This is a genomic window from Candidatus Zymogenaceae bacterium, assembly GCA_016931225.1.
Lineage (GTDB): Bacteria > Desulfobacterota > Zymogenia > Zymogenales > Zymogenaceae > JAFGFE01.
The window spans coordinates 150,042-163,001 of the sequence record JAFGFE010000040.1 but is presented as its reverse complement, the minus strand read 5'-3'; the positions used below and the strand labels follow the sequence as shown (position 1 = coordinate 163,001).

General features: G+C 55.1%; 12 protein-coding genes and 2 tRNA genes. 7 read left to right on the top strand and 7 right to left on the bottom strand.

What is annotated here, in order from left to right:
* The first annotated feature begins 216 nt into the window (after window positions 1-216).
* Complete coding sequence (locus JW885_16180) at window positions 217-573, top strand: tetratricopeptide repeat protein (GenBank protein MBN1883701.1); 357 nt, start codon at window positions 217-219, stop codon at window positions 571-573.
* Window positions 574-638: 65 nt separating this feature from the next.
* Here JW885_16180 and JW885_16175 read toward each other — a convergent pair whose 3' ends face one another.
* On the bottom strand, window positions 639-1,937 hold the full coding sequence (locus JW885_16175) for a DEAD/DEAH box helicase (protein ID MBN1883700.1): 1,299 nt from the start codon (window positions 1,935-1,937) through the stop codon (window positions 639-641).
* Window positions 1,938-2,389: 452 nt separating this feature from the next.
* Between JW885_16175 and JW885_16170 the strand changes: the two genes are divergently transcribed.
* The 6 genes from JW885_16170 to JW885_16145 all read left to right on the top strand — a co-directional run bounded on the left by JW885_16170 (window position 2,390) and on the right by JW885_16145 (window position 7,561).
* The gene (locus JW885_16170) at window positions 2,390-3,742 is read left to right on the top strand and encodes a replication-associated recombination protein A (GenBank protein MBN1883699.1); all 1,353 of its coding nucleotides are present in this window, start codon (window positions 2,390-2,392) and stop codon (window positions 3,740-3,742) included.
* Window positions 3,743-3,784: 42 nt separating this feature from the next.
* Complete coding sequence (locus JW885_16165) at window positions 3,785-4,399, top strand: hypothetical protein (GenBank protein ID MBN1883698.1); 615 nt, start codon at window positions 3,785-3,787, stop codon at window positions 4,397-4,399.
* A 322-nt stretch (window positions 4,400-4,721) separates the two neighbouring features.
* Entirely contained in the window at window positions 4,722-4,931 is a 210-nt protein-coding gene (locus JW885_16160; GenBank protein MBN1883697.1) for a hypothetical protein, read from the top strand.
* Between the two features lie 69 nt (window positions 4,932-5,000).
* Window positions 5,001-6,176 (top strand): hypothetical protein, encoded by a 1,176-nt coding sequence (locus tag JW885_16155; protein ID MBN1883696.1) that lies wholly within the window; start codon window positions 5,001-5,003, stop codon window positions 6,174-6,176.
* A gap of 75 nt (window positions 6,177-6,251) precedes the next feature.
* Window positions 6,252-6,995: a thermonuclease family protein gene (locus JW885_16150; protein ID MBN1883695.1), complete on the top strand. Its 744-nt coding sequence runs from the start codon at window positions 6,252-6,254 to the stop codon at window positions 6,993-6,995.
* 203 nt (window positions 6,996-7,198) lie between these two features.
* The gene (locus JW885_16145; protein ID MBN1883694.1) at window positions 7,199-7,561 is read left to right on the top strand and encodes a tRNA-binding protein; all 363 of its coding nucleotides are present in this window, start codon (window positions 7,199-7,201) and stop codon (window positions 7,559-7,561) included.
* A 421-nt stretch (window positions 7,562-7,982) separates the two neighbouring features.
* Here JW885_16145 and JW885_16140 read toward each other — a convergent pair.
* The 6 genes from JW885_16140 to clpP form a co-directional block, all read right to left on the bottom strand.
* Window positions 7,983-8,060: transfer RNA gene (locus JW885_16140), tRNA-Asp, on the bottom strand.
* Between the two features lie 111 nt (window positions 8,061-8,171).
* Window positions 8,172-8,247 (bottom strand) — tRNA-Val (locus JW885_16135).
* 116 nt (window positions 8,248-8,363) lie between these two features.
* The gene (locus JW885_16130) at window positions 8,364-8,513 is read right to left on the bottom strand and encodes a hypothetical protein (GenBank protein MBN1883693.1); all 150 of its coding nucleotides are present in this window, start codon (window positions 8,511-8,513) and stop codon (window positions 8,364-8,366) included.
* A 55-nt stretch (window positions 8,514-8,568) separates the two neighbouring features.
* A complete protein-coding gene (gene lon / locus JW885_16125; GenBank protein ID MBN1883692.1) occupies window positions 8,569-11,022 on the bottom strand; it encodes an endopeptidase La in 2,454 nt (817 codons plus the stop codon).
* A 42-nt stretch (window positions 11,023-11,064) separates the two neighbouring features.
* Window positions 11,065-12,306: an ATP-dependent Clp protease ATP-binding subunit ClpX gene (gene clpX, locus JW885_16120; GenBank protein ID MBN1883691.1), complete on the bottom strand. Its 1,242-nt coding sequence runs from the start codon at window positions 12,304-12,306 to the stop codon at window positions 11,065-11,067.
* Between the two features lie 66 nt (window positions 12,307-12,372).
* Window positions 12,373-12,957 carry an ATP-dependent Clp endopeptidase proteolytic subunit ClpP gene (clpP, locus tag JW885_16115; protein ID MBN1883690.1) on the bottom strand — a complete coding sequence of 195 codons (585 nt, stop codon included), beginning with the start codon at window positions 12,955-12,957 and terminating at the stop codon, window positions 12,373-12,375.
* Window positions 12,958-12,960 lie beyond the last annotated feature (3 nt).

Sequence of the window (12,960 nt, the reverse complement as noted above, 5' to 3'; positions counted from 1 at the left end):
CCGGGCATGCTTCGGGGTGTGACGAATGTGGGAGTCAAAAGCTTGGGGGACACTAGTTTTCTGCTTGTTAAGCGTCGGACGTTACGGCGTATCAATACACAAACGGGGGGGAGAGAGCCCAGACAACAAACGGGCGATGCACGTATTGTATGGGTGGATGTATCTATTTACCGGCATTTATAAACCGGTCGGTTTCGAGGATGTGACGATTATACGATGAAAACAGCTGAGGAGTTGACCATCCACGGCAGGGATTTTGTTAATATCGGGAAGCTCGCCAAGGCGAAGAAGCTGTTCGAAAAGGCCATCGAACTGTCTCCCGGATATGCAGAGGCTCACTTTCAACGCGGACTCATCTTTCTGATCACCAGAAACTATTCGACCGCCTTCGATAATTTCTCGACGGCGATTTCTCTCAGGCCTGATTTCGCCGAGGCTCTTTTCCGGAGGGGAACGGCTTATTATTTCGGCTCAAAGGACGGGGGCAAGGCGGTCGCCGACATCACCAAGGCATGCGAACTGGGGTGCGTACCCGCATGCGAGATGCTCAAGCGTATGAGGGGCAATACATAAAACGCATCCCGAAAGTTTTTCAATGCCGACATGCGTTTTTCGTATCTTTTTGGGTGATGAGGATATCAGGCGTTTTCGTGTGAGAGGTTCCGGGAGTATTTTCTCCGCCCCCCTTTTTTTGTATCGCTTTTCTTTCTATTTTTAATCGGAGACGCCGTTTCAACACCCAGATCATCGGCCGTTGCAATGCTGTAGGGGATTTTATCGCCGATAAATGATTCCACCGGCTCCAGATAGTAGGCGTCGTCTTCACCGACGATACTGACGGCGACGCCGGTTTTCCCCGCCCGGGCGGTGCGTCCAATCCGGTGGACGTAGTCCTCGGGATTCTGCGGGAGATCGTAGTTGATAACGCATCCCACATCATCGATGTGAAGGCCCCGGGATGCCACGTCCGTGGCGACCACCACGTTGATTTCACCCTTCATGAACCGCTCGACCACCTTCAGTCGCTTTCGTTGGGGAACGTCTCCCGAGAGGGCTTGGGCGGAGATGCCGCTTCTATTCAGGCGCTCCGCCACCATGTTTACCCCTCGTTTCGTGTTGGAAAATATCAGGAAGCGATCGGTGTTGATTCGCTCGATCAGGCCCAACAGCAGCCTGAATTTGTTTTTCTTTTCCACATGAAAAAGAGACTGGGTAACCTCATCGACGGTGATCTGCTCCGGTGTGACCGAAACCTCCACCGGTATCTTCATGGAGTGATAGGTCGCCTCGATGACCCGGAAATTGATGGTGGCCGAAAAGAGCATCGTCTGGCGGGTGTCATAGTTCGGCAGTCGCCTCATGATGAAGCGCAGATCCCGGATAAAGCCCATATCGAGCAGTCGATCCGCCTCATCGATGACGAGGATTTCCACACCGCTCGTGGCCAGGGCCGATTGTTTCATGTAATCGATGAGCCTTCCTGGGGTGCCCACCACGATGTCGATGCCGCTCCGAACCGTATCCGCCTGTTTTTTGTAGTCCACGCCGCCGTATACGGCGGTACAGGAGAGCCCCGTATGGGCGCCCAGCCTTTTTGCCTCATCCTCTATTTGTACCGCCAGCTCCCGGGTGGGTGCTATGATGAGCGCCCTGGGGGCCTTTTTCCCTTTCGGTTTTTCGGTCAGCAGTTTTTGAAAAATCGTAATGAGAAATGCGGCGGTTTTCCCCGTTCCGGTCTGGGCCTGACCGATCAGGTCGTAGCCTGCAAGGGTATAGGGAAGGGATTTCGCCTGGATGGGGGTGGGGTGTGTGAATGAACAGTCGCGTATGCCGGAAAGCACACGGGGATCGATGTCCAGTGTGTTAAAGTCTTCTACGGGACTGAATTCGATATCCGGCGGAAGATCGGGGGCCTGAATCGCTGAGAGTAGAGTCATATGTGGTAATATTTTCTATCCGCACGTTGTTTGCGGATGTTCCTTTTTCAAGAGCTTGTTCCAACCAAATTCCCAAGCTTTTCAAAATATTATATCAAAATTTTACATATTAATCAAGTAACTTATTACATGGCTCCTAATACATACTGATATGGGAATGATCTGCAATCATGCGGTGATCGGCAACACCTCGGTGTGCATCCGCCTATCAATTGATCCATCACAGGTCCGGGTGCACCTCCAGGTGCATGAGCGATGTTCTCGGTCTTCCCGGCCCGTGGACTCATCCTGTGTGAAATCTGTATTTAATCATATACCTCCCCTCTTTTTTGGTAAACGGTTCGGTGTTCGCGGTGAAAGAGGCTCAAGGATGTCTGTGTGTCGATTTTGTTCCGGCTTGCCACGGTATAAAAATAAGACTATAATAAAACATCCGACTCGAAAAAAAACGTATGGATATTTTTGACCACGCTCAGTCACGGAGAAAAAGCGCCTCCAGCCCCCTGGCGGACCGCATGCGCCCTCGGGACCTATCGGAATTCGTCGGTCAGGAGGAGATACTCGGCCCGGGAACGCTCCTAAGAACCTCCATCGAGGAGGACTCTCTCTCCTCTCTGATATTCTGGGGACCGCCGGGAAGCGGCAAGACCACCCTGGCCCGGATTATCGCCGAGCGCTCGGAGAGCCGATTCGTGGCGTTCTCCGCGGTTACATCGGGGATAAAGGATGTCAAGGAAATCATCGCCGAGGCGAAAGAGGACCTGAAGTACTCAGAGAGACGCACCATACTCTTCGTGGACGAAATCCACCGGTTCAACAAGGCACAGCAGGACGTGTTTCTCCCCTATGTGGAGGACGGCACCGTCACCCTTATCGGCGCCACCACGGAAAATCCATCCTTCGAGATCAACTCGGCCCTTCTCTCCCGCTGCAGGACATATGTGTTTGCCGCCCTGGAGACCGAGGACCTTCTGGAAATACTACGCCGGGCATTGAGGGACAGGGAGCGGGGCATGTCCCTCGACATTCCCGGCGACAGGACGATCCTGGTGGATGACGACGCCCTGGCCCACATCGCCGGACACGCCCATGGTGACGCCCGGGTGGCCCTTTCGGGTCTGGAAATAGCCGTGCGAAATACTCCCGCGGATGAAAACGGCGAAATCCATGTCGTCCGGGCGGTGGCCGAGGAGGCGATGCAGAAGCGGGCGCTCTTGTATGACAAGGGGGGCGAGGAGCATTACAACATCATCTCGGCGCTGCACAAGTCTGTGCGGGATTCCGACCCGGACGCCGCCCTCTACTGGGTGACCAGGATGATAGAGGGGGGCGAGGAGCCGCTCTACATCGCTCGGCGGCTTATCCGCATGGCGGTGGAGGATGTGGGCCTTGCCGATCCCCGGGCGCTGTCGGTGACGGTGGCGGCGAAGGATGCCTATCACTTTCTGGGGACCCCCGAGGGGGAGCTTGCCCTGGTGGAGGCGGCGGTGTATCTCGCCGTCACGCCGAAGAGCAATGCCATATATACGGGCTTCAAGCGGGCCCAGGCCGATGTGCGCGCCCACGGTGCGCTGCCGGTGCCGCTGGTCATCAGGAACGCCCCCACGTCTCTCATGAAGGACATCGGCTACGGCAAGGGATATAAGTATTCCCATGATTACGAGGATGCCTACGTGGAGCAGCAGCGCCTGCCGGATCGCCTGGCCGATCGAACCTATTATCATCCGACGGACCGGGGATATGAGGGAAGAATCAAGGAATGGCTGGAGGAGTTTCGGGCGAGAAGTGAACGGAAGAAAAAATAAACGTAATATAAAGGATATATTGTATACACAAAGGAGCAGAATATGATTCGCATGAAACGGATGGTGGTCGTCGGTGTCCTGCTGGTGTGCGTGCTGGCGGCGGCGGTGATCTCCACGGCCGCGCCGCTCACCCCCCAGGACAAGGAGCAGATTCGTTGGGTGTTGGGTTCCTTCGAAACGTATCTGGAGCAGGGAAATGTGCAGGGGATTTTGGGATTGTTGTCCCCGAATATGCCCCAGGCGGAGCGGGACGCCATCACCAACGATCTCTATTCGCGGTTCGCCTCCGGCGGCATCAATTTTGAGTATCAGGCGAATTTAACCGATGAGAAGATCACCGAGATCGAGCCGGGGGTGAAATACGAGGTGACCGGGCGCTTCAGTGTAGAGGCGCCGAACTGGAACCTCTCCGGGCTCAAGGCGACGTTTGTGTTCGAGCGGATCGGCCCCTATTTCTACATAGCCCACACTGACGTGTTCGAGAAGATGAACCCGGGAGAGGTGTTCAAGTTTGTGGGGATCATCTTCGTCATCATCGGAGTCCTGGGAATTCTCTTTTTGGGCGGTATCGTGGTGGTGATACTGCTGATCATCAAGAGCCAGAAAAAGAAGAAGGCGCTGGTTTCCGCCGGCTCCGACGGCCCATCGACGGTATAGAGATCACACGCGGGCGGCGGATGGTATCCGCCGCCTCAAACAACTTCTTCATCCTTTGAGTGTCTATATGCAAGGATTCTCGGAGAGTTTCTCTCTGTGAGATGGGAAACGTGACCTCATAAGTATCGATTTTATCTTCGGCACGGAGCCAGCAAACGGCTGTGCTGTGGCATACAGAGAGAAAAGGAGCCGTGATTTCCACAGAAATCGAACCCAGGCTTATTCACGAGATACCCGGTTTTTTCAGGAACGGGGTGGTGAAATGGAATCTCTCAGGATTCAGCCGATGTGTGTTTTTTAATTTCTCAGTCATGATTTTTCCATGTCCAGGACTCATTTTTTCTTAAAAATTTTTCTTGGCCTGATTGAGTTGTTCAAAGGATTGGTGCTCCTTATCCTACAGGCCTGGGGAATTTTCGGCCTGCTTATTATTATCGGCATCATTGTGGCGATTGTATATGTTGCCGTTATTTACCAGGGAAGGAAGAAGGAGAGGATCCCCACCGGTCCAAATGATCCGCCAACAGCGTAGACAATTGACATGCAGGCGGTGGATGATATCAACCCCCGATTATTTTTGAACGTGTAAGGAAGGTTATTCATGAAATTCCTGAAATCAGCTTTTCTGTCTTTAGTGCTTGTCGTCTGTCTTTTTCTCGTGACGATCATCGCCGCGGGGGTGGTGTGCGTGTACCGAACGGTCAACCTCCCTGAGCCTGAAGGCATAGAGCGTATCATCATCTTTACGGAAATCAACTGCAGCATCTTTCAGGTCGAAAAACGGGATACCGGCGGCATGGACGTTGAGGACCTCTTTTCCGACGAGGTCATCACTATCCTGGCCGATAGGGGATACGAAATATCCCTGGCCGTCGACGATTTCGATAATCTTGCGACCGTCCGAATCATCCGTCGGCTCAACGATGCGGGGGTCCCGGTGTGGATATGGCCCCTTCATCCGATGGAGGACGGGTACTGGCTGGCGACGGACAACGCCGAAAAGCTGCCGGGGCTCTATGGGAGATTCTCCCGGTGGGTGGAGGAAAACGACCTCATCATCACCGGCGTCATGTTCGACATGGAGCCGACATACGACGACGTCCAGCGGCTCAAGGAGGTAGTGAAAGAGGGCGGCATCTCCGGCGCGGTGGGGTACCTCGTGAAACGGCGAGACGGCGACCTTCATGAAAACGCCGTCCGCGTCTATGCCGAAATGGCCGATACAATTCACGACGACGGATATCTGGTGAGCACATTCAACTATCCCTATCTCATCGATGATCGGCGTGACGGGGACGACTCAATCGCCGAGATGTTTCATGTCGCCTTCGTCCCGTCTGACATCGATGCATACATGCTCTATCGAAGCTTTTTCAAGGACTCCGGGCTGGGGACCGGCTCCGGCAACGTGGCTTCCTACGCCGTGGAGCTTTCCGGGGCCTCGGCGTCTTGCGGAAGCTATATGAAGGAGTATTTGGACGAAACCCACCTGGAGGCGGATATCCGCATCGCCGCCCGAACCAGCCCCGTGGTGCACCTGTACAACCTGGAGGCGCTGGTCATGCACGGGTGGCTGGAGGGTTTGTCTGCAATCGATCAAACCGCGCCCGTGGATGTGTCCGTCGGCGGGGCGGCGATGATCTTCGGTTACCGGACATTCTTTTTTATCCTGGATCTTTTCGTGGGCGAAAGCGGTCGCTTTGCCTGGCCGCTTGTTTTCGTGATTTGGGGATTGTGCATGGGACTGGTTCTGAGGGGGGGAAAGAAGTCGTCCTGAACGCCGCACAGGTGATTCGCGGGGGTGCGGGGGGCGGTTTTTGTGCCGGGCATCATGAAAAAGGGGAAAAATGAGATGAAAACTCTCCGTTTTGTACTCTGTGGTGTGTTGTGTCTCCTCCTGGCGTGGGCGATGACCCCCGTGTGGGCGGAGGATACGGACGTCGGCGACGATTCCTCCGACGCCGTTGTCGAGGCGGAGGCCGGCGATGACGCCGTGGTGGATGACGCGGGAGAAAAGATCGGGGAGACGGAGGAGACGCCGCCCGATTCCGGGACCGTGACGGAGGTGAACGACGACGGCACCATCACACTCGATTCCGGGGAGACGGTGAGGCTGCTGGGCGTCGACATCGACGAGGCCGGCGAGGCGGCGATCCTGTTTCTCTCGGGGCTTCTGGTGGGTAACGCCATCGACCTCTATTACGACGAGGTAATCTACGATGACAGTGATGTGCTGATGGGGTATGTCTATCTGCCCGGCGGCACGTGCGTGAACGTAGAGGTGGTGACCGCCGGGTACGGCATGGCCTACGGGCAATATCCCTGTTCCGAGCTGGAGTACTATTGGGAATTGGAATGCCAGGCCAGAGAGCAAAAAATGGGGATGTGGTCGTCGGAGGAGCGAAGAACCCGACGCGAGACGGAGTTCGAGGGATTCGGCGGCGCGGGAACCTCGTCACCCGTCGGGACCGACCGAACTCTGGATTCCACTCCGACGACCAAAAAAAGAGACAGGGACATGACAGCGCCCACCGCAACCGATCGGACGAGGCCGGACATCGAGCCGAAGAAGAAAACCCCAAGCCGTCATCGCTGAGGGGAAGCGCCCGGTGTGGGGCGTATTGTGTGCGTTTAGTAAGTAATACGTATTTGTATTTTATATATTCGATAATATCCGCCGCCGAAACGCGACGCCTTTCAAGAAGGGCGTCTCGTCTATTATAAGCTTTGGGCATAAAGCGACTTGGGAGCGGCCGAGATTCGGGAAGGATTGATTTCGTATATGGAGGTGTGACGAACATGGAGGCGTTGACGCCGGGGAATATAAAACCCGTGGTGGATATCGATGTGCTGGAGAAGCTGGACATCCGGGTGGGGACCATAGAGGCGATTGATGATGTAGAGAATTCGAAGAAACTCCTGAAGTTGACGGTGAATTTCGGCGATCACAAAAGACAGATCCTCGCGGGCATAAAACAGGAGCGGGAGAACCCCGAGGAGATCGTGGGCCGCCAGGCGCTGTTCGTGGTGAACCTGGCGCCGAAGAAGATGGCGGGCGAGATCTCTCAGGGAATGCTCTTTGACATCGGATATTCCGACGGTATCACTCCCGTGCTGGCCGTGCCGGAGCGGCCGGTGCCCAATGGTGTCCGGGCGGAATAGGACCTTCGGGTGAAAGTTTTGTTTCCGGTTTTTTCGCACGGTATCGGTCGGCGGGACTGAGAGTGATCGTCATCGGGGCGGAAGGGCTGAGAATCCGGAAGGTATCGCTCCACAGGGAGCCGACCGGCGATAGAGCCAATTGTGGGATGTACAATAACGCCAAGGTGGACGCCGCGCCGGAACCCGGCGGGCCGTTCACGTCACAGGCGGGCTTATCAGCCGATCGCGGATGGATCGAAAGTTGATGTGCTTCTCGATTTCTCAGGGAACGGGGCGGACATATGCACGTAGAAAGAAGTCGTTTCAGAAGAAAGGCGGGTGGAGCCGTTTTCCGTTGGGAAGGCGAATCGCGCTTTTTCCGTTTTGAAACGAACCGGCGAAAAAAAAGGAGCCGACGATGGGCTCCTTTTCGATATGCAAATGGCGGGAGCGACGAGACTCGAACTCGCGACCTCCGGCGTGACAGGCCGGCGTTCTAACCAAACTGAACTACGCCCCCGGTTGTTGGCTGCTGAATGTAAAAAAATCGACCGTGACAAGAGGAATACCGTCGCATCCTTCCCTCCCCCTTTTTTCTGCCCTCCCTCCGCCCCTCACCCTTTTGGGAAAATGGTAGGCGGAACAGGGCTTGAACCTGTGACCCCCGGCTTGTAAGGCCGGTGCTCTCCCAACTGAGCTATCCGCCCCTTCTTCCTTCCCCCGTCTCGCAGTCGAACTCCCATTCTACGTGTAATAGGGAGTTTGTCAAGAAAAAATTATATAAATCACCGGGTTGGAGGAAAATTTCCACATCCCGTATGTCTCATGCGTTGCAGGCGGTGATCGTGCACAGCGAGTATATCACCTCGGCCGTTTCGCTCACGGTACCACCACGACACCCCCGTCTCTCTTCCTTCCCTTCCCCCTGTGATGTCGGCGTATCCTTCCTGGCGCTCACCCTGGAATATTCCACCCTCTCCCCTCCTCCTGCCCGCTGTGGTCTCAAGAGGGGTGCTCGGATTCGGCCCTCAGTGTGCGGGAACGCCCGATTCCTGTCTGGGCTTGGTCTCCTCCTCGATGAACTCCTTCTCCTTGGCTTCCCGATTTTTTCGGAAAAAATCGTCGGCGTCGTCCAGGATGAGGGCCTGCCGCAGCACCTGATCCATGTGATCGACCATGTGAATCTTGAGGGATTTCTTGATTTTGTCCGGTATTTCCTCGAGGTCCTTTTCGTTTTCCCTGGGGATAATCACCTGCTTGATGCCGCCGCGATTGGCCGCCAGGAGCTTTTCCTTGAGCCCGCCGATGGGAAGCACCCGTCCCCGGAGGGTGATCTCTCCGGTCATGGACAGATCCCGCTTGACCTGTACCCGCGCCAGGGCGGAGGCGATGGCGGTGCTGATGGTGATACCCGCCGAAGGACCGTCCTTGGGGATGGCCCCCTCGGGGATATGGATGTGGAGATCCACATTCTGATAAAAACCGCTGTCGAGTCCGAGCTCGTCCGCCCGGCTCCTGATGTAGCTCATTGCCGCGTGGGCGCTCTCCTGCATTACCTCTCCCAACTTTCCGGTGATGGTGAGCTTTCCCTTTCCCCTCAACACGCTGACCTCGATGGTCAACAGCTCTCCCCCCACCTCGGTCCATGCCATGCCGGTGGCGATGCCCACGTAATCCCTCTCCTCAAGCTTGCCGTATCGATACCGGGGCACACCGAGATATTTGCGAACCCGGGCGGGCGTGACCTTGACGCTGTGGCCGGTGCCCTTTTTGACCACCTCCTTGGCGACCTTGCGGCAAATCGATCCGATTTCCCGCTCGAGGTTTCGGACGCCGCTCTCCCTGGTGTAGTTCCTGATGACCGCAAGGATGGCCTTGTCGGTAAAGGCGGCGTTGTGTTCCTTCAGGCCGTTTTCATCCCGCTGTTTTTTGACCAGAAACTGCTGGGCGATGTGGAGCTTTTCGATTTCCGTGTAGCTGTCAAGCTGAATGATCTCCATCCTGTCCTGCAGGGGTCTGGGAATGTTGTGGAGGACGTTCGCCGTGGTAATGAACATCACCTTGGACAGGTCGTAATCGAGGTCCAGGTAATGGTCGTTGAAGGAGAAATTCTGTTCCGGGTCCAACACCTCCAGGAGCGCCGCCGACGGGTCGCCCCGAAAATCGGTGCTCATTTTGTCCACCTCGTCCATGAGGTAGACCGGGTTGGAGGATTTCGACTTCTTCAGGTACTGGATGATCTTCCCCGGCAGTGCGCCGATATACGTGCGGCGGTGTCCTCGGATCTCCGCCTCGTCCCGCACGCCGCCCAGAGACAATCGGACGAAATTCCTTCCGGTGGCTCGGGCTATGGAGCGCCCCAGGGAGGTCTTCCCGACGCCCGGAGGGCCGACGAAACAAAGAATCGGGCCCTTCATGTCGTTTTTGAGCTGCTTGACGGCCAGGTACTCAAGGATACGCTGTTTCGGTTTCTCCAGACCGTAGTGGTCTTCGTCCAGGATGCGCTCGGCCTCGTCGAGGTCGAGCTTGTCGTCGGTGTATTCGTTCCAGGGGAGGGCCAATATCCAGTCCAGGTAATTCCTGATGACCGTCGCCTCGGCGCTCATGGGGGACATCATCTTGAGTTTTTTCAGCTCCTTGTCCGCCCGTTCCCTGGCCTCTTCGGAGAGGTTCTTGCTCTTAATATTTTCTTCCAGTTCCTTAAGCTCCGCCTTGAACTCGTCCTTTTCCCCCAGTTCCTTCTGGATGGCCCGCATCTGTTCGTTGAGGTAATACTCCTTCTGGGTGCGTTCCATCTGCTTTTTGACCCGGTTTTTGATGCGCCGCTCGATCTGGAGAATTTCGATCTCGCTCTGCATGTGGGTATAGACCTTTTCCAGGCGCTCCTTCGGATCGATAATTTCGAGGATGTCCTGTTTCTCCTCCAGCTTCAGATTCAGGTGCGTGGCGATGGTATCGGCCAGGCGGGACGGGCTGGTGATGGAGGAGACGCTCATGATCATCTCCGGGGGAATCTTCTTGTTGAGCTTGGCGTAGTTTTCGAACGTGCTGTTGATGGAGCGCATGAGCGCTTCGATCTCGGGGGTGACTTCGTCGTTTTCTATGACGTATTCCACCTCGGTCAGGAAGTATTCGTCCTTGGGGATGTAGTTTTTGATAAGGGCCCGCTGCTTGCCCTCCATGAGAACCTTCACGGTGCCGTCGGGCAGACGCAAGAGTTGGATAATCACTCCCACTGTCCCAAGGCTGTATATTTGATCCGGTGTGGGATCGTCGGTCTTGGCGTTAAGCTGCGCGGAGAGAAGGATGCTCTTATCCGACGCCATGGCGGTCTCCAGAGCGTTAATGGATTTTTTTCTTCCGACGAAAAGCGGCACCACCATATGGGGAAAGAGAATGATATCCCGTAATGGCAGCAGAGGAAGGAGATTTTGGTGTTCCCCCTCGTACATTTCATCGTCTTTTTCGTTTTTAAAAAACATATGGGTGTATCTCCCGTTTTTGTTTTTTTAAGAGTGATTCAATTAGGCCGATTTGTCATAGACGATTATGGGATTCTCCTTGTTTTCCACCACTCCTTCATTGATGATGCATTCTTTAATATTTTTAAGGGACGGGAGTTCATACATGATATCCACCATGATGTTTTCCATGATCGAACGAAGCCCCCGCGCTCCGGACCCCCGCTCGATGGCCAGCCTGGAGATGGCTTTCAGAGAGTCTTCGCTGAAGATAAGCTTCACGTTTTCGAACTCGAAAAGTTTCTGATACTGCTTGACGAGGGCGTTTTTCGGCTCGGTAAGGATGCTCATCAGCGCGTCCTCTGAAAGTTCCGTGAGGGTGGCGTGTACCGGGAGGCGGCCGACGAACTCCGGAATAAGTCCGTACTTGATCATGTCCTCGGGCTGTACACTGGCCAGAAGCTCCCCTAAATCCTTTTCATGGCGCTTCTTGATGTCGGCGCCGAATCCCATGGCCTTGGAGTGAAGCCTGCGCTCAACGATTTTTTCAAGTCCCGTGAATGCGCCTCCGCATATGAAGAGGATATTGGTGGTGTCCACCGGGAGAAACTCCTGTTGCGGGTGCTTTCGGCCTCCCTTGGGGGGCACGTTGGCGACGGTTCCCTCGATGATTTTTAAAAGCGCCTGCTGCACTCCTTCCCCGGAAACGTCTCGGGTGATGGACGGATTGTCGCTTTTTTTGGAGATTTTATCCACCTCGTCGATATAAATGATGCCCCGTGACGCCTTCTCTAGATCATAATCGGCGGCCTGAAGGAGATTCAGGATGATGTTTTCCACATCCTCTCCCACATATCCGGCCTCTGTCAGGCTTGTGGCGTCCGCGATGGTAAAGGGAACGTTGAGATACTTAGCCAGGGTCTGGGCGAGAAGCGTTTTCCCTGATCCCGTGGGGCCCAAAAGGAGGATATTGCTCTTTTGCAGCTCGACGTCTCCAGCGCGATTGTCCGATTCGATACGCTTGTAGTGGTTGTGCACCGCCACGGAGAGGACTTTCTTGGCTCGATCCTGTCCCACGACGTATTCATCAAGGAACGTCTTGATTTCAACCGGCTTGGGAATGTCCGATCGGCTGCGTGAGAGTTCTTCTCGCTCATATTCTTCGGCGATGATGTCGTTGCAGAGCTGGACGCATTCGTCGCAGATGAAACTTGTGGGTCCTGCGATCAGTTTTTTGACATCCTTCTGGCTCTTGCCGCAGAAAGAGCAAAACATTCCCTTTTCCTTGTTTTTGGGATCGTCCATACCTTATCCTGTCTTCGCGCGTATTTCGAAAAAACTTTCGTATCGTTTGTGTGACAGTATCGAGCCTTACGTTCTCACGGATACAACGACGTCAACCACGCCGTACTCCTTTGCCTGGACACCGTTCATGAAGTAGTCCCGATCGGTATCCTCGGTGATCTTTGCGATGTCCTGTCCGGTATGTTTTACCAGGATGGTGTTGATCTCCTCTTTCATCCTGAGTATTTCCCGGGCCTGGATGTCTATGTCCGACGCCTGGCCCTGGAATCCGCCCATGGGTTGATGCAGCAGAATGCGGGAGTGGGGAAGGGCGGAGCGCTTTCCCCGGGTGCCCGCGGCGAGAAGAATCGCGGCCATGGACGCCGCCTGACCCACGCAGATGGTTGCGATGGCAGGCTTGACGTACTGCATCGTGTCGTATATCGCCAGCCCCGCCGTCACCACGCCGCCCGGAGAGTTGATATACAAAGAAATGTCTTTATCCGGGTCTTCGGCCTCCAGAAAAAGAATCTGGGCGATGATGAGATTCGCTATTTCATCATTTATGGAGCACCCCAAAAATACGATCCGATCCTTAAGCAGCCGGGAGTAGATATCGTAGGCGCGCTCTCCGCGTCCATCCTGTTCAACGACCATGGGAATCAACGGCATGGT

Bases quoted from the DNA above. Each gene is read 5' to 3' on its own strand.
- JW885_16180 (MBN1883701.1), top strand. From the start codon at position 217: ATGAAAACAGCTGAGGAGTTGACCATCCACGGCAGGGATTTTGTTAAT.
- JW885_16175 (MBN1883700.1), bottom strand. From the start codon at position 1,937: ATGACTCTACTCTCAGCGATTCAGGCCCCCGATCTTCCGCCGGATATC.
- JW885_16170 (MBN1883699.1), top strand. From the start codon at position 2,390: ATGGATATTTTTGACCACGCTCAGTCACGGAGAAAAAGCGCCTCCAGC.
- JW885_16165 (MBN1883698.1), top strand. From the start codon at position 3,785: ATGATTCGCATGAAACGGATGGTGGTCGTCGGTGTCCTGCTGGTGTGC.
- JW885_16160 (MBN1883697.1), top strand. From the start codon at position 4,722: ATGTCCAGGACTCATTTTTTCTTAAAAATTTTTCTTGGCCTGATTGAG.
- JW885_16155 (MBN1883696.1), top strand. From the start codon at position 5,001: ATGAAATTCCTGAAATCAGCTTTTCTGTCTTTAGTGCTTGTCGTCTGT.
- JW885_16150 (MBN1883695.1), top strand. From the start codon at position 6,252: ATGAAAACTCTCCGTTTTGTACTCTGTGGTGTGTTGTGTCTCCTCCTG.
- JW885_16145 (MBN1883694.1), top strand. From the start codon at position 7,199: ATGGAGGCGTTGACGCCGGGGAATATAAAACCCGTGGTGGATATCGAT.
- lon (MBN1883692.1), bottom strand. From the start codon at position 11,022: ATGTTTTTTAAAAACGAAAAAGACGATGAAATGTACGAGGGGGAACAC.
- clpX (MBN1883691.1), bottom strand. From the start codon at position 12,306: ATGGACGATCCCAAAAACAAGGAAAAGGGAATGTTTTGCTCTTTCTGC.
- clpP (MBN1883690.1), bottom strand. From the start codon at position 12,957: ATGCCGTTGATTCCCATGGTCGTTGAACAGGATGGACGCGGAGAGCGC.